Here is a 19,270-nt window from a genome sequence, read left to right as displayed (position 1 = left end):
CGCCCCAAGGAGGATCAATGTCCACGACGAGTGGCGAGGTCGTCATCGACCTGTTGGACCCAGCGCAGTACACGACCGGGCTTCCGTACGACCAGCTCGCCTGGCTCCGGGAGAACGAGCCGGTCTACTGGCACGAGGAGCCGAACGGTCCGGGTTTCTGGGTGCTCACCAGGCACGCCGACGTCAAGGCACTGGAGACCGACTCGGCCACGTACTCATCCGAGCCGTGGACGGTGATCCCGGATGCCCCGCCGGTGGGGGACGAGGAGCACAAGCTGCTGATCTTCTCCGACGCTCCCGGCCACACCGTGCGGCGCAAGTTCCTCGGGGTCGAGCTCAACCCCATCCAGGTGCGGACCCAGCGCGAGCACGTCCAGGACCTCGCTCGCGAGATCGTCGACGACATCATCGAGCGGGGCGAGTGCGACCTGGTCGATGATGTCGCCGGCCGGCTGGCCAGCTTCGTGATCGCCGACATGATGGGGATCGCTCGCGACGAGGCGGTCGAGCTCTTCCCCGCCGCTGAGCTGCTCACCCGTGGAGTGCGCACGGACGTCGGCCCGGGCGCCGAGGCACAGCAGACCGTCTTCGGTCACGCGGCCCGGGCATGGGCGGACCGTCGCGCCCGTCCCGGGACGGACTGGCTGAGCCGACTGGCCAACGGCGTCTGGGAGGGCGGCGTCGAGGACGAGGCGTACTTCAATCTCGACTTCTTCCACCTGATCACCGCCGGTAGCGACACATCCCGCAACGTGATCTCCACCGGCATGCTCGCGCTGATCGAGCACCCCGAGGCCTACGCCGAGCTCTCCGCCGACCCGAGCAAGGTGCCGACGGCCGTCGAGGAGATCCTGCGGTGGGATCCGCCGCTGGGGTACCAGCGCCGGACCGCGACCCGGGACACAGAGATCCACGGGCGGCGGATCAAGTCCGGGCAGAAGGTGACTGGCTGGTACGCCGCCGCCAACCGCGACCCACGGGTCTTCGAGAACCCCGAGGTCTTCGACATCCATCGCGACCCCAACCCGCACCTGACCTTCGGCGCGGGCCGGCACTTCTGCCTGGGATCCCATCTCGCCCGGGTCGAGCTGGTCGAGATGTTCACCGAGCTGGTCACGCGCATCCCCGACATGGAGCTCGCCGGGCCTGTGAAGACGTTCGAGTACGACGAGATCCCCTCTGCCCACGGCCCGGAGAGGATCGACGTGCGGTTCACTCCGGGCCCACGGGTGGCGCGGTGATGCGAACCGCGCTGCTGGTCGGCGGCAGCGGTCCGACCGGGCCGCACGTCGTCGAGGGACTGGCCGAGCGTGGCTACGCGGTCACCCTGCTGCACCGGGGCAACCATGAGCTGCCGGAGCTGGCGCGCCACGAGCACCTACACGCCGACCCGCACTTCCGTGACTCATTGGACGAGGCGCTCGCCGGACGTACGTTCGACGTCGTAGTCGCGGCCTACGGCCGGCTCCGCCTGGTGGCGGACGCGGTCGCCGGGCGCTGCGGCGCCTTCGTCGCGGTCAGTGGGCTCCCCGCCTACGCCGGCTATCACGATCCTGGCAGCACAGGGTCCCACGGGATGGCGGTGCTGGCACGCGAGGACGCCGTCGACCGGGGCCGCGCCGTCTCGGCCGACGAGGTCGCGGTCGAGGAGCCGGGGGAGGGTTTCTCGCGCAAGATCCGCGCGGGGGAGCTGCACGTCCTGGACCACCACCACGAAGGTTCCTTCTCGGCCTCGCTCGTACGCTACCCGTCGATCTACGGTCCGCGCCAGGTCTACCCCCGGGAGTGGTCGGTGGTACGACGGGTGCTGGACGGCCGCGACCGGATCATCCTCCCCGACAACGGCCTGACCGTCGCGATGCGCTGCGCGGCCGAGAACGCGGCAGCGTTCCTCCTCGCCGCCCTCGATCGGCCGGACGCCGCGGCCGGGGAGACCTTCAACGCCGGCGATCGCGACCAGCTGACGATGAGGCAGTGGGTCGCGGTCTGCGCCGCGGCAGCGGGCGGGCAGCTGAACCCGGTCTCGCTCCCCTTCGACCTGGCCGGTCCCGGGCGTGGGCTCTATCCGGTCGGTCACGACGAGCACCTGCTCGCCGACACCCACAAGGCGGCGGACCTGCTCGGCTACACCGAGCCGGTCGCCGCCGCGGACGCGCTTGCCGCGACCGTGCGCTGGTACGTCGAGAACCCGCCGGCTGAGAGCGCCGCCTCCCTGAGAGACCCGTTCGACTATGCAGAGGAAGACCGCGTGATCGAGGCCTACCGTCGTGCCACCGCCGACCTGCTCGCGGCGCAGGAGCCGACCGGTCCGACCGTCCACCCCTATGCCCATCCCAAGGTCGCCGGCGAGCGCGACCACCGGGGCCGATGAGCCTGATCAGCGAGCAGATGCGGGCCGCGGTCGGCGGGATCGTCGACTGGCGGGTCTCGTTTCCGGTCGCCGCCTCGGACATCCGACGCTGGGCGATCGCCGTCTACCACCCCGAGCCGCCGCCGCGGCGCTTTCTGGATGACGGACCCGGCCTGATCGCTCCCGAGGAGCTCAACCCGTTCGCCTGGGCGGTGGCCGACCAGATGACGCCGGCCGTCGCTCCTGGGCTGCGTGATACCGACAAACCCGAGAAGGCGCTCGGGATCATCGGCCCGGGGCTCACGCATCAGCTCAACGGCGGCAGCGAGGTGACGTACGGAGCCCCGATCCGGTCCGGCGACGTGATTCGTGCGGAGACCCGACTGCACGCCTACCGCGAGCGGGCAGGTCGGATGGGGCCGATGCTGATCACCGTCTTCGAGGTCGAGTGGACCAATCAGGACGGCGCCCGGGTGAAGCTCGGCCACGACACCTCGATCCGCTACTGAGCCACCAGCAGCAGGAGCAACGATGAACGCCAGCACCGAGGTGACGGTCGGCGACCGGATCTCGACCGGGCCGCGCCGTACGGGCTATCCGGAGTGGAACCGCTTCGCCGCGGTCAACGACGAGTTCGTGCCCATCCACATGGACGACGAGGAGGGCCGCCGCGCGGGCTACCCCGGGTCGATCGCGATGGGGCGACTGCTGTGGTCCTATGCGCATCGGCTGCTGCGGGACTGGCAACCCGAGGGCCGCGTCGTCGCGCTGTCGCTCCGGTTCCGGGGCCCGGTGCTGCGCGATGCTCCCTTCGAGCTCCGGGCCACTGTCACCGGTGTGCGCGAGCAGCAGGGCGAACGGCTGGTCGACGTCGACCTGTCGATCGAGGACGAGGCCGGCAGCGTGCTCGCCCCGGGCACCGCCACCGTGACGCTGCCCGGGAGCTGAGCCGGGGTCAGCGGTAGCCGACCCCGACCACGGAGTGCATCGGCTCGCCGACCACGACGCTGCCGGACGTGATCAGCGTCTCGATCTCCGCCCCCGACAGCCCGGCCTCGGCGAGCAGCTCGCGGCTGAACTCACCGTGCCCGGTCGCCTTCATCACCGGGTGCGATCGGTGGCGGCTGAACGTGGCCAGGCGATGTGGCAGGAACGTCGAGTTGCCGTCGGGCCAGACGAGCTCGGTGACGTGACCGTCGGCCAACAGCGCTGGGTCGTTGACCACCTCACGGAAGTCACGCGCTCGTACGGCGGCGCCGCCGGCGCCGGTCACGACGGAGACCACCTGGTCCGACGTCATCGTGGCGAGGGCGCTGCTGATGGACTCGGCGACGTCGGCCTCGGGATCGGGGACGAGGCCGGCGGCGATCGCCTGGTCCGTGTCATGGAGGTGCACTCGCACCCACCCGTCGGCACACGGGTAGAACCGCGACAGCGGATCGGGGCCGGGGAAGTCACGCCCGCCGGTCTCGGCCGGGGGCCGGCCGGTGTAGCGGACGAGCTCGCCGCTCTGCATGAACGTCGCCGCCACCGCCAGGGAGGAGGTGACGTGCTGCCCGCCGCGACCGACAGCACGCTGGTAGAGCGCGACACAGGTTCCGAGCGCGGCCAGGCAGGCCACGGTCACATCGTTGATCGCAAGGGTGGAGAAGACCGGCTCGTCGTGGCCGCCCTGCGCCTTCATCATCCCGGACAGCGCCTGCACCACCGGGTCGTACCCGGGGTGGGTCGCCATCGGACCGGTCTCGCCGTATCCGGTGATCGAGGTGGTCACGAGGTCGGGCCGGGTCGTGCGCAAGGTCGCGTCGTCGATACGCAGGCGCCCGAGGACGCCGGGCCGGTAGTTGTCCAGCACCACGTCGCTGGCTGCCACCAGCCGAAGGAACGCGGCGTAGCCGTCGGGCTCGCGCAGGTTGATCCCCAGGCCGCGCTGGCCCCGGGCGATACCGTAGCCGCGTACGCGCAGCTCATCCCCGGTCACCGTCTCCACCTTCGCCACGTCGGCCCCCAGCGCGGCCAGCAGCATGCCGGCGTACGGCCCGGCGAGCACGGTGCCCAGGTCGGCCACCCTGATCCCGGCGAGCGGTCCGGTCCCAGGCGACGGCTTGTTGACCGGGGAGGGCTGCGCCGTGCGTGGCTCGCGCCAGGTCGCGTCGGCGTCGAAGGAGCGCGGCCGATGCTTCGGTACGCCGCCACACGTGAGTTCCGCGCCGACGCCGCCCATCACGGCGTGCCCGACGAGGGGATCTTCGAGCTCCACCCGCTGACCGATCGCCACGACCTGGGGGTGGTCGAGCCAGTTGTCACGGTCCCCGACCGGGCTGACCGGGCAGCCCGCCTCGGTCAGCTCGGTCAGCCACTCGGCACGGGTACGTCGCGCGAACGCCTCAGCGAGACGGGCACGCACCCAGTCCCGGTTGTCCGGTGCGTAGAGCCGCTCGCGCACGCCGTCGATCCGTGGGTCGGTGACGATGTCGGCGGTGTCGAGGTGCTCGAAGACGATGTCTTGGAACTTCGAGCCGAGGGCGCCGAGAAAGAGCCACTCGTCGTCGGCGCAGCGGTAGGTGCCGAACGTCGGGTTGGGGCCGCCGGGTCCGACGGTGGTGGCGGGCAACGGCTCGTCGGGACTGACCAGCATCGTCGTGATGGTGGTGGCCATCGAGCCGTGCAGCGGGTCGACCACGACCCGCTGACCGCGGCCGGTGCGCGCTCGCTCGACGAGTGCGGCGACGCCGCAGGTCGCTCCCCAAGCGCCCTGCATCGAGGACAGGAAGGGATAGACCGCGTCGACCGGACCACCGCTGAAGGAGGTCTGACGGCGAGCCGCTCCGAACTCGGCCGAGACCATGCGGTCGCGGGTGTAGGGGTCGATGCCCTCCTGCGCGTCGTTCCACAGAGGCAGATGCAGGTGAACGAGACCTGCAGGCGGCTCGCTGTCGAGATCGAGGCCGAGCGCGGCGGCCGTCCGTCCGTCTGTGGTGAGCACGATGTCGGCACCCGCGACGAGGTCGGCGCCGCGTGCCGGCGGCACGATCGTCTTGTTGCGATGCCATGCCACTGCCCCGGCGCGGCCGATGTCCTCGGGGTCGTCGAGCCTGATCACCTCGGCCCCGTAGTCGCCGAACACCATCCCGGCAAGCGGACCTGCCACGCCCCGGCTCGCATCCAGGAGCCGCACGCCGTCGAGCGCCGGTCGGTCGGGCGCGTTCCGGTTCGTCTCGTCCACTACCGGTCTCTCTTTCACGACTATTGTGTTACTAGTGACTTGCAATCTATATCATTGGTTCCCGACACATAATTAGGTCCGGTTGAGAATCGATGAAACACGATTGAATCGGCGCCTCCGACCCACCCAGGAGGGCACATGGTCCGCGAGCTTGATCACTGGATCGACGGCAAGAGCGTTCCGCGCGGAACGCAGTCGGCGATGACGGTCACCGGTCCGTTCGACCGCCGCCCCATCGCCCGCGTCTCCCTCGGCGGGCGCGAGCATGTCGACCTCGCCGTCGAGGCGGCGCGGCGTGCCGCGCGTGCCTGGGGCGACCGTCCACCTCTGGAACGTGGCCGTCTGCTCGCCGAGGTCGCCCGCCGACTCCGGGAGCGTGCCGACGAGTTCGTCGAGGTCGAGGTCGCGGAGACCGGCAAGCTGGTCACGGAGATGCGTGGTGGCCTCCAGGTCGCAGCCGACTACTTCGAGTACTACGGCGGTGTCGTCCGGGCTCTGTTCGGCGAGACGATCAATCTCGGCGCCGGGGATCACGCCTTCACCAGCCGCGAGCCGTACGGCGTCGTCGCGATGATCACCCCGTGGAACGGGCCCCTCACCCAGGCTGCTCGCGGGATGGCGGCTGCTCTGGCCGCCGGCAACACCGTGGTGATCAAGCCGTCGGAGTTCACCTCGAGCACCACCCTGATGCTGGCCCGGCTCTGTGAGGAGGTCGGCATCCCGCCAGGTGTCGTCAACGTCGTCGTCGGCGAGGGGCCGGAGGTCGGTGGACCGCTGACCGAGCACCCCGCGGTGCGGTTGATCGCCTTCACCGGCTCGGTCGTCACCGGCCGCCGTGTCGCGGAGACGGCCGCGCGGAGGCTGGTCCCGGCGATCCTGGAGCTCGGCGGCAAGTCGGCCAACGTCGTCTTCGCCGACGCCGACCTGGATCGGGTGGTCGAGCACGCGCTGACGATCTGCACCGGCGCCGGCCAGCAGTGCGCCGCACTGAGCCGTCTCCTCGTCCAGAACGAGATCCATGACGAGCTGCTGGAGCGGGTCGCCCAGGAGATGCGGGCTCGGATCCCCGGCGACCGGCTGGCGCCGATGACCACCGAGGCCCAGTTCGACAAGGTGCTGGAGTACTTCGACGTCGCGACCCAGGACGGCGCCCGCCTGGTCGCCGGCGGGCGGGCGGCGGCCGGCGCACTGGCGGCCGGTCGCTACGTCGAGGCCACGGTCTACGCCGAGGTCACCCCCCAGATGCGGATCTTCCGGGAGGAGATCTTCGGCCCCGTCCTCGCGGTCAGCCGATTCGCGACCGAGGAGGAGGGGATCGAGCTGGCCAACGACTCGGAGTACGGCCTGGTCGCGGGCGTCTGGACCGCCGACTCCGCCCGCGGTCTCCGAGTCGCCTCGCGGATCGATGCCGGGCAGGTCATCGTCAACGGCGGACGTACGGGTATCGAGACGCCGTTCGGCGGCTACAAGGCCAGCGGGCTGGGCAGGGAGAAGGGCTTCGAGTCGCTGCTCCACTACACCCAGCTGAAGACCACCGTCGTCTCGACGCGATGAGTGTCAATCATGTTGTAGTCGATTTACATGCATCTTGAACACATTTAGAGTCTCATCGTCACTCCATCGCAGCAGACCAGCAGAGGAGAGCAGATGAGCACAGCCGAGTTCGATCTCGTCGTTCGTGGCGGTGAGGTGCACGACGGCACCGGCGCCACCGGCAGGATCGCCGACATCGCGGTCAAGGACGGCCTCATCGTCGCCGTCGGCGACGTGGCCGGCAGCGGTGCGCAAGAGATCGACGCGACCGGGCGGATCGTCACACCCGGATTCGTCGACATCCACACCCACTACGACGGCCAGGCGGTGTGGGACGACGCCACCGCACCATCGTCGTACCACGGCGTCACGACCGTGGTGATGGGCAACTGCGGCGTCGGGTTCGCACCGTGCAAGCCGGAGGACCGCAACGGTCTGATCGAGCTGATGGAAGGTGTCGAGGACATCCCGGCTCCGGTGATGCACCAGGGCCTGACCTGGACCTGGGAGTCGTTCGCGGAATACCTCGATGTCCTGGAGCAGACCCCGCGCGACATCGACATCTGCGCGCTCGTGCCGCACGCCCCTGTTCGGGTGTACGTGATGGGGGAGCGGGCACTCAAGCTGCTGCCGGCCATGCCCGACGACGTCGCACGGATGCGCGAGATCGTCGCCGATGCGATCCGGGCCGGCGCCTGGGGCGTCTCGACGAGCCGTTCCACCGCCCACAAGAGCATCGGCGGCGACTACACCCCGACCCTGCTCGCCCGCGAGCGAGAGATCGTCGGCCTCGCGATGGGCATGGCCGACGCCGGCCGCGGGCTCTTCGAGTTCGTTGCCGAGGTGCAGGACCCGGACGTGATCGGTGAGTTCGAGATGGTTCGCCGAGCCCTGAAGAAGTCCGGTCTGCCGGGCGTCTACAGCCTGGTCCAGAGCGGGCAGACAGCCGCCGAGAACGAGGGCCTGTGGCGGGACCTGCTCAAGTACGCCCAGGAGGCCCAGGCGGACGGTGCGAACATGCGCCCGGTCGTCGCTCCCCGCGCGATCGGGTTGCTGTTGGGGCTGGAGGGCAGTCAGAACCCGTTCTCGGCGACCCCGACGTACCGCTCGATCGCGCACCTGCCGCTGGCCGAGCGGGTCGAGCGGATGCGCGATCCCGAGGTGCGTGCCCGGATCCTGTCCGAGGACCCGTACGCCGACAGCACGTGGCCGTTGCTCAAGGCACTGTCGTACTCGAAGATGTACCGCTTCGAGAACCCGCCCAACTACACCCCCGACGTCGCCAACTCGTTGCAGGCGATCGCCGACGCGGAGGGGCGACCGGTGACCGAGGTGGTCTACGACGTCCTGCTCGAGGACGAGGGGATGGGCTTCATCCACGTTCCGTTCGCCAACTACGCCAGCGGTGACCTGAGCGCGTGCCAGGAGATGCTCGAGGATCCGAACTCGATCATGGGCCTAGGGGACGGCGGAGCTCACGTCGGGTTCATCCTCGACGCCGGCTTCCAGACGTGGATGCTCACCTACTGGGTCAAGGACCGCGGGGTGATCCCGCTACCCGAGGCGATCCGCCGGATGACGTCCGACACCGCCGACGTGATGGGCCTCGCGGACCGCGGCCGGATCCGCGAAGGCCTGCGGGCCGACCTCAACGTGATCGATCTGGACAGGCTCGACTTCGGGTCACCGTACGTCGCCCACGACCTGCCCACCGGCGGCAAGCGACTGATGCAGAAGGCGGTGGGCTACGAGCACACCATCGTCGCGGGAGAGACCGTCTATCGCGACGGCGAGGACACCGGGGCCCGACCGGGACGTCTCGTCCGATCGGGACGCTGAGGAGACCCGAGGGGTCCGCACGTGGCGGCGTGCCGACCCCTCGGCCATCCTCACGAGTCCTGCACGCGCCGGTCCTCGGTGAGCAGCGGGCGGTCGTACGAGGTGTCGCTGCGATCGCGCGCGACGGTGCCGTTCGCCTTGCGGTCGACGGCGGGCAGGTCTGGTGTCGTGACTCCGCCGGTCCACTCCACCATCGAGACGCGGTGGGCGATGCGCCATTCCCCGTCTCGTCGTTCGAACTGGTCGACGTAGCGACCGCCGTGCAGGGTGACAGGCGTGCCGACCTTGTTGCGTCCGACCATCACGAAGTACGTCTCGGTGTGGGCGAGGTCGCCGTCGAGGTCACAGGTGTGGTTGGTGATGTAGTGCTGCTCACCGTGGTGGTTCGCGCGGTGCCCGGCGAAGGCCCAGGGGATGAACTCCTCGACAGGTCCTCGGAAGATACCGTGATCGTCGATCGCGCCCGGGTGGTATGCCGAGCGCAGCAGGTCCTCGTCGAGCCGATCCACCCCGCGGGTGTAGCGATGGAGGCAGTCGAGGATGTCCTGGCGGTCGAGGAGTTCCTGCAGTCGTACGGGATCGGGTCCGTCCTGCGTCATGTCGGTGATGGTCATGACGCCAAGTTAATGATGTTGTAGTTGTCATACAATCGTTTCGGGCGGGTATTCTGAATGGATGAGCGACCTTCCCGCGATGAACTACCGCCTCTTGGGGCGCAGCGGCCTGCGTGTCTCCGATCTGGCCCTGGGCACGATGACCTTCGGTGCCACCACGGGCTGGGGCGTCGAGGAGGCGACCGCCCGCAGCCTCTACGGGCTCTATCGGGAGGCGGGAGGAAATTACCTCGACACCGCCAACCAGTACGCGGGCGGTGCGAGCGAGCGTATCGTCGGCGAGCTCGTCGCCGGCCATCGCGAGGAGGTCGTCATCGCTTCCAAGTACACCAACGCCGCACCGCGCAACGGTGACCCGAACGCCGGGGGCAACCAGCGCAAGAACATGATGCAGTCCGTCGAGGCCTCGCTGCGCCGTATCGGCACGGACTACCTCGACCTCTATGTCGTCCACGCGTGGGACATGCTCACGCCGGTCGAGGAGGTGATGCGCGGGCTCGACGACCTGGTCGGCTCCGGCAAGGTGCTCCATGTCGGGGTCTCCAACACTCCTGCCTGGGTGGTCGCGAAGTCGAACACCCTGGCTGACCTGCGTGGATGGACGCGCTATGTCGGGCTGCAGATCGAGTACAGCCTGCTCGGACGGAGTGCCGAGGCGGAGTACATTCCGATGGCCGCGGACCAGGGCCTCTCCGTCCTGGCCTGGTCGCCACTGAAGAACGGGCTCCTGACCGGCAAGCACGCCGGCGGGGCGGCGGCCGGGACCCGGCTCGCCGCCGAGGTCTGGAACTCCTCGGCGATGGCGTGGACCGACCCGCACGGCAGCTCCGCGGGGCCGGTCGTCGAGACGGTGGTGACCATGGCGGCCGAGCTCGGGGTCACGCCGTCGCAGCTCGCGCTGGCCTGGTTGCGCCACCGCGAGGTGCACGTCGTCCCGATCGTCGGCGCCACCAGCCTCACGCAGCTGCGCGACAACCTCGGCTGCCTGCGGCTGGCGTTGACCGCTGATCAGGTGGCGCGGCTCGACGAGGTCAGTGCCGTACCGCTCGGCTATCCGCACCACTATCTGGCCAGCCCGATGGCGCGTTCGTTCCGTTCGGGCGGGATGTTCGACAGGATCGCCCGCTGACTCGACGCCTAGACTCAAACTAATTGTGTTCTTGCCTTTGATCAATTATGTTTGGGCGGGACCCAAGGCCGATACGGAGAAGGTTTGACGATGACATCGATGCTTGAGCGTGCGGAGGCCACCGGTCTGCCGATCCATCCCCTCAACCTCGAGGGCGACGAGCGACTGGGCGTCGACCCCTTCGCCGTCTGGGACGAGGCGACAGAGGTCGGCGGGCTGTTCTACAGCCCGGTCAACCGTGGCTACCTGGTTGCGGCCGACTACGACACGGTCAAGCAGGTGCTGCAGGACCCGCACACCTGGTCGAATCTGCCGAGCACGATCATCTACACCAAGGAGGAGGTGATCCTCGACGTCCCGCCGATCACGATGGACCCGCCGGTCCACACCAAGTACCGCAGGGCGTTGGCGCCACTGTTCGGGCCGAAGGCGGTCGCTCACCTCGAGGGGCGGATCGAGGAGATCTGCCACGAGCTGATCGACGCGATCATCGCCAAGGGGTCCTGCGACTACACCAAGGACTACGCCTCCAAGCTGCCCGCGCTCTTCTTCCTGGAGTGGCTCGGCATCGGAACCGACGACGTCGACCGGATGTTCCACCTCGCTGAGCGGGCGACCTTCGAGTTCCCGACGCAGGAGGAACGCGACGACATCGAGGCGCAGATCGACGCGATCGTGCGTGGCGCCATGAACGACCGGCGCGTCCACCCGCGTCCCGGTGATCTCGCGACGGCGTTCGTGGACATGACGGTGGACGGGGAGGAGATTCCCGAGGACCTGCTCGTCGGGATGGCGAAGCTCGCCTTCATTGCGGGCCAGGAGACGACATCGAGCCAGCTCGGCTTCATCATGTGGCACCTGGCCAGGAACCGCGACGACCGGCAGTACCTCATCGACGACCCCAGCCGGATCCCCGGGGCGATCGAGGAGCTGATGCGCTACTACAACACCGGTGGATCGGCAGGTCGCGTGGCCAAGCAGGACACCGAGCTCAACGGCTTCCCGGTCAAGGCGGGCGACCACATCTTCATCGCTCGTTCGGGCGCCGACCGCGCGTTGGCGGACGGCGTCGAGCTCAGCCGCACCGGTGTCCCGCACTCCGCGTTCGGCCTTGGCGTGCACCGCTGCATCGGCTCCCACGTCGCCCGTCTCGAGATGCGCATCGCGCTCGAGGTCTGGCACGAGCGGATGGCCGACTACAAGATCTCCGACGGCTTCGTCGAGGAGTACCGCTATGGCGGCTTCATGCAGCAGCTCCTGCATCTGCCGCTCGACTTCGAGGCTGTGCCCCGCTGAGCGGGCGGCCGAACGACACCCACCTCGAACCTGACGGAAGGAACAAACCATGACCGAGAACGCTGAGCAGGACCTGCGGTTCAAGATCGACACCGACCTGTGCGTCGGCCACGGGCGGTGCTACACGCTCGCGTCGCAGTGGTTCGACGCCGATGACATCGGCTACGGCGAGGTGAAGGACCTCGTCATCGGCGCCGATCAGCGCGCCGCGGCCGAGGACGTGGCTGCCGCGTGCCCGGAGGGCGCGATCACGCTCACCCTCTCCTGATCAGGTCTACGAGGGGCGCCGGACGAGCCAGTCCGGCAGCGCGGCGGCGGCTGCCGTGGTGAACAGCCGCCGCCGCGCGGACGTGGCAGTGAGAGCCAGGCCTCGACAAGTCCGGCTTCGCCGTGCGTCACGAACCGGCTGAAGGCGTCGGTGCAGACCGGCGACCCGGCGCTGTCGGGGATCGTCCCGAGGCCCGACTCGAGCGGGCCAAGGCCTTCGGTGCCACGCACGTGGTCAATTCGCGGACCACCGACCCCGTCGAGGCGGTCCGGGACATCACCGGGGGCGGCGCGGACCACGTCTTCGACTTCGTCGGGGCCCGCCCGGTCACCGCCCAGGCCATGCAGATGCTGGGTAAGGGCGGCGGGCTCTACCTGATCGGCGTCGCCGCCATGGACGCCGGCCTCGAGGTCAGCTCGATGGTCGCGCTGACGAACTCGCAGCGGGTCCAGGGCGTCTACATGGGCTCCTCGAACCTGAAGCGCGACATCCCGTTCTACGCCTCGATGTACCTCCAGGGCCGGATGAACCTCGACGACCTGGTCTCCAAGGAGATCGGCCCGACCGAGATCGAGAGCGGCTACGAGGCGCTCAAGGACGGTTCCACCGCTCGCGTGGTCGTCACCGACTTCTCCGTCTGAGCAGCCCGTCGGAACGAGGAGCCCGGGCTATCGGCCCGGGCTCCTCTCCGTGCCTAGGCGGTACGCCCTCAGCCCTGCTCGCTGAGGATGATGTCGGCGGCGATCCAGGCCAGCGCCATCGTCGGGGCGTTGTTGTTGCCCGACGGCTGGTCCTTGAAGACGGAGGCATCAACGACTCGGAGCCCTTCGGTGCCACGTACGCGCAGCGAGGCGTCGACGACGTCGTCGTCGTCGGGACCCATCGCGCACGTGCCGAGACCGTGCGCCCCCGCGTTGCCCTTGTTGATGGCGTACTCGACGATCTCGGCGTCCTCGGTGATCTGCGGTCCGGGCTGGAGCTCTTCCACGACGTACTGGGAGAACGGCTCCGAGGCGATGATCTCGCGCGCCTTCTGCAGGACCTTCGGCAGGATCTGCTGGTCCTCGGGTGTACTGAGGAAGTTCGGGTCCAGACGCGGCTCGTCCTTCAGGCCGGGGCCGGTGATGTGCAGCGAGCCCTGACTGGTCGGGTACATCGGCAGGGCGACGTACTTGAAGCCCGGCTCCTTGTCGACCACCATCTGCCCCGACATCGGGTTGACGCCCGAGGTGGAGATCGGGGTGAAGAAGACCTGGGTGTCGGGGTGCTCCGAGGCCGGGTCCGACTTGTAGATCGCGCTCAGCGCGAAGCCACCGTGGGCCACCATCCCGCTGCGGGAGAAGAGGTACTTGAAGCCGGTCCACAGGTAGCGCGGTGTGGAGGAGGCCTCGGCGTTGTAGCCCTTGATCCCCTTGAGCCGGCCCTGGAAGAGGATGCCGCGGTGCTCCTTGAAGTTCTCTCCGACCTTCGGGCTGGCGACCTTGACCGGCACGCCTGCCTTCGACAGGACCTCGGGGTTGCCGATGCCGGAGCGCTCCAGCAGGAGCGGGGAGTCGAAGGCGCCGCCGGACACCAGCACCTCTCGGGAAGCCGAGTAGGTGACCGTGCCTGCGGGAGTCCGGCAGAGCACGCCGGTGACGCGGGTCCCGTCGAGGACGAGCCGCTCCGCCTCCGTGTGCGTGACCACGGTCAGGTTCTTCCGCCTGCGAGCGGGCCGGACGTAGGCGCGAGCGGCACTCATCCGGGTGCCCTTGCGGATGTTGGAGGCGACGTACGAGACCCGCTCGCCACCGCTGCCGTTCATGTCCTCCTGGAAGGGAACGCCGTGGCGCGCGAAGGCGGCGATCAGTGCCTCGCAGGTGGCCTCGCGTGGTGCCGCGATCTCGATGTCGACCGCGCCGGCGCCGCCGCGGACGTCGTTGCCACCGAGCTCGTGCCGCTCCAGCTTCTTGTACGCCTCGAGGAAGCGGGCCCAGTTCCAGCCCTTGTTGCCGGCCTTCTCCCAGGCGTCGTAGTACGGCGCCCAGCCCCGGTTCCACACCATCCCGTTGATCGTCGACGAGCCGCCCATCACCCGGCCGCGAGGCAGCTTCTCGACGTGACCGTCCGGGAACTCGATGGTGGGGAAGAACTTGCCGTACCTCGGGTTGTTGAGGGTGAAGTAGAAGCCCTTCGGGACGAGATGCATCGGGTGCTTGTCACCGCCGCCGGCCTCGAGCAGCAGCACCGAGTTGTGTGGATCCTCGGAGAGCCGGTTGGCGAGCAGGCAGCCTGCCGAGCCGGCACCGATGATGATGTAGTCGTAGGTGGTCTGCCGAGGTTGAGCCATCGTGTGTCCGATCGAGGTGAGAGCGCGTCAGCGCAGGGTGCGGAAGGTGTCGCGGATGTCGGTGACGACGTCCTCCGGTCGCTCCATCGCGCCGAAGTGGCCACCGACGGGGTGCTCGACCTGGTGGACGACATCGGCGTAGACGGCCGGGATCCAGGCGAACGAGGCGCCCGGCGGGTTGTCGTCGAGGAAGAGCGAGAGTCCGGCAGGTGCCTGGATCACCGGGGTGCGGTCGTGCGAGGGCTGCCACGGATGTGCCGCTGCCTCGTAGTAGAAGCGTGCCGCGGTCGGGTAGGTCTCGGTCAGCCAGTAGATCATCGCGGTCGTGATCAGGAAGTCCTCCGGGAAGACGTCTTCGAAGGGCTGGGCCGGGTCGTGCCACTCCAGCCGCCGTTCGGTCAGCCAGGCGAGCAGGCCGATCGGGGAGTCGTTGATGCCGTGGGCGATCGTGCGCGGGTGCACGATCTGCGGTGCCAGGTGGCCTGCGCGGGTGCGTTCCCAGGCGACCACGGCCTCCCGGTTCTCCGGAGTCGATGCCTCGGCCGCCTTGAGCAGGAGGTCCCAGGGCCGGTCGGAGCTCCAGCCCGAGGGCAGGGCCACCAGGCTGCTGAGGTGGAGGCCGATCAGCTCGTCGGCGTACTTGTGCCCGAGCTGCGCGGTCACCAGGGCGCCCCAGTCGCCGCCGTGGGCGGCGTACCGGTCGTAGCCGAGCACCTCACGCATGAGGGTCGACCACAGGTCCGCCGTGCGTACGAAGTTGATGCCGGGCCGGGTGAGCGGTGAGGAGAACCCGTAGCCGGGCAGGGAAGGGATCACCAGGTCGAAAGCGTCGGCCGCGTCACCGCCGTGGGATGCCGGGTCGGTGAGCGGCCCGATCACTCGATGGAAGTCCCAGAACGTCCACGGGAAGCCGTGGGTGAGCAGCAGCGGGGTGGGTGAGGGTCCTTTACCTCGCACGTGCACGTAGTGGATCGGGATCCCATCGATCTCCACCCGATACTGGGGCAGCTCGTTGATAGCCCGTTCCTGGGCGCGCCAGTCGTAGCCGTCGCGCCAACGCGCCACGAGCGCCTTCAGGTGCGCGCTGGAGATCCCGGCGTTATCGGTGCCGTCGTCGATGTCGGGAGCGAACCGGGCGCTCGCCAGCCGGCGGTCGAGGTCGGCGAGGTCCGCGTCGGATACGTCTAGGCGGAACGGAACTGGCGTGCTCATGGTGCTCCCGGGCTGGTGGCTGATTGGTTGCGGGTCACGGACCGGGCAGATGCCCGATCCGCGACCCGCCGTCGAGGGGTGTCGGCTAGCTGACGAGGAAGCCTTCGTAGTCGTTGTCGCGGGCGTCCTCGAGACGCTGCACGAACTCCGGCAGCGAGCCGATGTAGGCGACGTACACCCGGGGCTTGCCGGGGATGTTGTCGCCGAAGAAGATCGACTTGGCCGAGGCCTGCAGGGTGCCGGCGGCCGTGTCGGTGACGCTCTTGGTCCAGGTGTCCTGCGCGACCGGGTCGGCTTCGACGCGCTTCCAGTCGTTGGTGAAGATGTCATCGACGACCTTGGTCACCCACTCGACCACCGGCTCGGAGCATCGCGGACCGTTGCCGTGCCCGCCCTTGCCGTGCGGGCCGCCCTCGATGAAGAGGTTCGGGAAGCCCGCGACCTGCATGCCCAGATAGGTGTGCGGGCCGTTCTGCCACGACTCGCGCAGGGTCTGCCCGCCGAGGCCGCGGATGTCGATCTTGTTCAGGGCGCCGGTGAAGGCGTCGAACCCGGTCGCGAGGATGATCATGTCGACCTCGAGCTCGCCGGCCTCGGTGCGGATGCCATTCTCGGTGAACTCGAGGATCGGGTCCTCCTTGAGCAGGACCAGGTCGACGTTCTCCTTGTTGTACGTCTCGTAGTAGTTCGTCTCGCAGGGGACGCGCTTGGTGCCGAACAGGTGGTCGTCCGGGACGAGCTTCTCGGCGAGCTCCTTGTCGTTGACCCGCTCACGGATCTTGTCGGCCAGGAAGGCGCAGTAGATCTTGTTCGCGTCGGCGTCGTAGGCGAGGTCGTTGTAGAGCCCGATCCACTTGGTGAAGCCGGGGGAGTTCCACGCCTCCAGGTAGCGTGCGTCCCGTTCCTCGGGGGAGACCTCGGTCGACTTGATCGGGTCCCAGCTGTGCAGGAAGCCGCTGAAGGTGTTGCGCAGGTGCGGGAACATGTCGTCGTATCCTGCGCGGATCTCGGCCATGTCCTCGTCGGAGAGCGGCCGGTTGCGCAGCGGGACGGCCCAGTTGGCGGTGCGCTGGAAGACGGTGAGGTGACCGGCGGTCTCGGCGACCTTCGGGATCACCTGGACACCGGTGGCACCGGTGCCGATCACGGCGACGCGCTTGCCCTCGAAGCTGACGTCCTTGTCCTTGGGCCACAGCGAGGTGTGGTGCCACTCGCCCTTGAAGTTCTCCAGGCCCGGGATGCGGGGGAAGTTCGGGTCGGAGAGGATCCCGGTGGCGGCGATCACGACCCGGGCGCAGTAGGCCCCGCCCTCGGTCGAGCGCAGGGTCCAGGTGTTGGCCTCCTCGTCGAAGGTCATGCTCTCGATGCGGGTGTCGAAGTCGATGTCGCGCCGTAGGTCGTACTTGTCGGCGACCCGGTTGTAGTACGCCTCGAGCTCGGGCTGGCCCGCGAACATCTCCTTCCAGCTCCACTCGTCGAGGAGCTCCTTGTCCCAGGAGTACTGGTACGAGTATGACTCCGAATCGAGCCGGGCGCCGGGGTAGGCGTTCCAGTACCAGGTGCCGCCGACGCCGGAGCCGGCCTCGATCACCCGGACGGAGAGACCGAGCTTGCGCACGAGCATCAGCTGGTACATCCCGGTCAGGCCTGCGCCGACGATGACGACGTCGTACGTGCGCACTCCCGCCTCCTCGGGCTGCGATCCTGCCGTGGCAGGGACGGTCGCGGTCTCGGTCATAGGTTCCTCCAATGAAAGTCTGGTGCCGACGGCCGCGAAAGTGGGGACCGTCGCGCTGTCCCACACGTGATGCTATCGGCTTACCCACCTATAACACCACAATGAGAGCATTGTAAACACGATAGCCCATGACTCGTGCCACGCCTCCGCAGTTGTGTTACTCGGGCGGCCATGCGTCTGGTCTTGCTTCCAACTATGTTAGAGTAATGGTGCTAACAAGTTGAGTGGATCTGGGAGGTCGTCCTGTGAGAGTGGGCATCATTGGTGCGGGTATGTCGGGGCTGTTCCTCGCGCATCACCTTGCCGAAGCCGGGATCGAGTATCAGATCTTCGAGAAGCGGGACGGCGTCGGTGGCACCTGGTACGACAACACCTACCCAGGTCTGCATGTCGACGTGATCACGCGGTCCTACGAGTTTCCGTTCGCCCGGAAGAACTACTGGTCCAAGCGCTACGCCCCCGGCTCGGAGATCCGCCGCTACCTGACCGAGTTCGCTCGCGACGAGGGCATCGTCCGACGGGTTCGGTTCAACACCGAGGTCCGCGAGGCGATGTGGGAGAACGGAGCCTGGACCCTGACGCTCCCCGACGGCACCACCGAGGTCTTCGACGTCGTCGTGGCCGCCACCGGGTTCCTGCACGTGCCCAAGCGACCGACCTTCCCCGGCGTCGAGGACTTCGAGGGCCACAGCTGGCACTCATCGGAGTGGGATCACGACGTCGACCTGCGCGGCAAGCGCGTCGGTGTCGTCGGCACCGGCTCCAGCGGCATCCAGATCGTCAGCGAGCTGGGCAAGCGTGGTCATGACGTCAAGCACTTCATCCGTACACCGCAATGGATCCAGATCCGGCAGAACAAGAAGATCTCGCCGCTCGAGCGGCTGCTGCTGAGGGTGCCGGCGCTCGCCGGCTACTGGGACCGACGCATCGCCAAGCTGCGCGTCGCGACCGAGGGCTCGGAGACCTGGCGGCTCGTCCCCGGCGCGGAACGGACCGTGCAGACCCAGCGGTTCTACGACGAGCTCGCCGAGGCGGTTCCGGATCCGGTGCTGCGCGAGAAGCTCACGCCGAAGGACCCTCCCGGCTGCAAGCGGATCCCGAAATCTCCCGACTACTACCAGGTGATCCAGCGGCCGAACGTGACGCCCGTTTTCGGCGGCGTGCAGCGGATCGAGCCGAACGGCATCGTCGACTCCGACGGTACCCGGCACGAGCTCGACGTCATCGTCTACGCCACGGGGTTCGACCCCCACGCGTACATGCGACCGATGGAGGTCACCGGACCGGACGGTCTGACGGTCGAGAAGATCTGGGCGGACGGGGTCTACAGCTACCGCGGTATCGGCCTTCCGGGGATGCCCGGCTTCTTCCTGCTCAACGGCCCGTTCGCGCCGGTCAACTCCGTGGCGATCCCGACCTGCCTGCGCGACGAGGTGGGCTTCCTGATGCGCCTGCTGGAGACGATGCAGCGCGAAGGGCGTGCGCTCGCCCCGTCCGAAGAAGCCACCGACGCCTTCTGTGACACCGTCCGGGCGGCGCTGCCCGGCACCACCTACTCGCTGTGCGACAACTGGTACACCGACAAGGGCGGCGTCCCCATCATCTGGCCCTTCACGCGCCAGCAGCACGCCGACCAGTACGCCGACGCCGACGTCGCCGACTTCGAGCGGTTCGACGCGCGTGGCGAGCTGGGCCGGCCGCCCGCCGCCGGCCGCCACCGGACCGCGTCCTGACGA

At 68.5% G+C, this 19,270-nt stretch carries 16 protein-coding genes; 11 read left to right on the top strand and 5 right to left on the bottom strand.

Going from position 1 to position 19,270, the window contains the following annotated elements:
- The first annotated feature begins 17 nt into the window (after positions 1–17).
- From ACIRON_RS18480 to ACIRON_RS18465, 4 genes are read left to right on the top strand one after another with little or no spacing between them, the layout of a single operon-like run.
- The gene (locus ACIRON_RS18480) at positions 18–1,241 is read left to right on the top strand and encodes a cytochrome P450 (RefSeq protein ID WP_402994160.1); all 1,224 of its coding nucleotides are present in this window, start codon (positions 18–20) and stop codon (positions 1,239–1,241) included.
- Positions 1,241–2,371, top strand: a complete 1,131-nt coding sequence (locus tag ACIRON_RS18475) for an NAD-dependent epimerase/dehydratase family protein (protein WP_402994158.1) — start codon at positions 1,241–1,243, stop codon at positions 2,369–2,371. The genes ACIRON_RS18480 and ACIRON_RS18475 overlap by 1 nt, the downstream gene beginning before the upstream one ends.
- Positions 2,368–2,859 carry a MaoC family dehydratase N-terminal domain-containing protein gene (locus ACIRON_RS18470; protein ID WP_402994156.1) on the top strand — a complete coding sequence of 164 codons (492 nt, stop codon included), beginning with the start codon at positions 2,368–2,370 and terminating at the stop codon, positions 2,857–2,859. Before ACIRON_RS18475 ends, ACIRON_RS18470 begins: the two co-directional genes overlap by 4 nt.
- Before the next feature lie 22 nt (positions 2,860–2,881).
- Positions 2,882–3,298 (top strand): MaoC family dehydratase, encoded by a 417-nt coding sequence (locus ACIRON_RS18465; RefSeq protein ID WP_402994154.1) that lies wholly within the window; start codon positions 2,882–2,884, stop codon positions 3,296–3,298.
- 7 nt (positions 3,299–3,305) lie between these two features.
- Here the strand turns inward: ACIRON_RS18465 and ACIRON_RS18460 are convergent, their stop codons facing one another.
- The gene (locus ACIRON_RS18460; RefSeq protein WP_402994152.1) at positions 3,306–5,576 is read right to left on the bottom strand and encodes a CoA transferase; all 2,271 of its coding nucleotides are present in this window, start codon (positions 5,574–5,576) and stop codon (positions 3,306–3,308) included.
- A gap of 138 nt (positions 5,577–5,714) precedes the next feature.
- On the opposite strand from ACIRON_RS18460, the gene ACIRON_RS18455 reads away from it, so the two are divergent.
- Positions 5,715–7,130, top strand: a complete 1,416-nt coding sequence (locus tag ACIRON_RS18455) for an aldehyde dehydrogenase family protein (RefSeq protein ID WP_402994150.1) — start codon at positions 5,715–5,717, stop codon at positions 7,128–7,130.
- A gap of 93 nt (positions 7,131–7,223) precedes the next feature.
- A complete protein-coding gene (locus ACIRON_RS18450) occupies positions 7,224–8,948 on the top strand; it encodes an amidohydrolase family protein (RefSeq protein ID WP_402994148.1) in 1,725 nt (574 codons plus the stop codon).
- A gap of 50 nt (positions 8,949–8,998) precedes the next feature.
- Here the strand turns inward: ACIRON_RS18450 and ACIRON_RS18445 are convergent, their stop codons facing one another.
- Entirely contained in the window at positions 8,999–9,562 is a 564-nt protein-coding gene (locus ACIRON_RS18445) for a nuclear transport factor 2 family protein (RefSeq protein ID WP_402994146.1), read from the bottom strand.
- A gap of 61 nt (positions 9,563–9,623) precedes the next feature.
- Here ACIRON_RS18445 and ACIRON_RS18440 point away from each other — a divergent pair, with 61 nt between their 5' ends.
- The 4 genes from ACIRON_RS18440 to ACIRON_RS18425 all read left to right on the top strand — a co-directional run bounded on the left by ACIRON_RS18440 (position 9,624) and on the right by ACIRON_RS18425 (position 12,896).
- Positions 9,624–10,691 (top strand): aldo/keto reductase, encoded by a 1,068-nt coding sequence (locus tag ACIRON_RS18440; RefSeq protein ID WP_402994144.1) that lies wholly within the window; start codon positions 9,624–9,626, stop codon positions 10,689–10,691.
- A 90-nt stretch (positions 10,692–10,781) separates the two neighbouring features.
- A complete protein-coding gene (locus ACIRON_RS18435; RefSeq protein ID WP_402994142.1) occupies positions 10,782–11,987 on the top strand; it encodes a cytochrome P450 in 1,206 nt (401 codons plus the stop codon).
- A 49-nt stretch (positions 11,988–12,036) separates the two neighbouring features.
- Positions 12,037–12,255: a ferredoxin gene (locus ACIRON_RS18430; RefSeq protein ID WP_402994140.1), complete on the top strand. Its 219-nt coding sequence runs from the start codon at positions 12,037–12,039 to the stop codon at positions 12,253–12,255.
- Between the two features lie 122 nt (positions 12,256–12,377).
- Positions 12,378–12,896 (top strand): zinc-binding dehydrogenase, encoded by a 519-nt coding sequence (locus ACIRON_RS18425; RefSeq protein ID WP_402994138.1) that lies wholly within the window; start codon positions 12,378–12,380, stop codon positions 12,894–12,896.
- A 68-nt stretch (positions 12,897–12,964) separates the two neighbouring features.
- On the opposite strand, the gene ACIRON_RS18420 is transcribed toward ACIRON_RS18425, so the two are convergent.
- The 3 genes from ACIRON_RS18420 to ACIRON_RS18410 form a co-directional block, all read right to left on the bottom strand.
- Positions 12,965–14,584, bottom strand: a complete 1,620-nt coding sequence (locus ACIRON_RS18420) for a GMC family oxidoreductase (protein ID WP_402994136.1) — start codon at positions 14,582–14,584, stop codon at positions 12,965–12,967.
- 27 nt (positions 14,585–14,611) lie between these two features.
- Positions 14,612–15,796: an epoxide hydrolase family protein gene (locus ACIRON_RS18415; RefSeq protein WP_402994134.1), complete on the bottom strand. Its 1,185-nt coding sequence runs from the start codon at positions 15,794–15,796 to the stop codon at positions 14,612–14,614.
- 85 nt (positions 15,797–15,881) lie between these two features.
- The gene (locus tag ACIRON_RS18410) at positions 15,882–17,534 is read right to left on the bottom strand and encodes a flavin-containing monooxygenase (RefSeq protein WP_402994132.1); all 1,653 of its coding nucleotides are present in this window, start codon (positions 17,532–17,534) and stop codon (positions 15,882–15,884) included.
- Positions 17,535–17,758: 224 nt separating this feature from the next.
- Here ACIRON_RS18410 and ACIRON_RS18405 point away from each other — a divergent pair, with 224 nt between their 5' ends.
- On the top strand, positions 17,759–19,267 hold the full coding sequence (locus tag ACIRON_RS18405; protein ID WP_402994130.1) for a flavin-containing monooxygenase: 1,509 nt from the start codon (positions 17,759–17,761) through the stop codon (positions 19,265–19,267).
- The last annotated feature ends 3 nt before the right edge of the window (positions 19,268–19,270 follow it).

This window comes from Nocardioides sp. NPDC101246 (assembly GCF_044767415.1).
Classification (GTDB): Bacteria; Actinomycetota; Actinomycetes; order Propionibacteriales; family Nocardioidaceae; genus Nocardioides.
The sequence above is the reverse complement of the archived record's forward strand: the minus strand, read 5'-3'. Positions and strand labels throughout refer to the sequence as shown.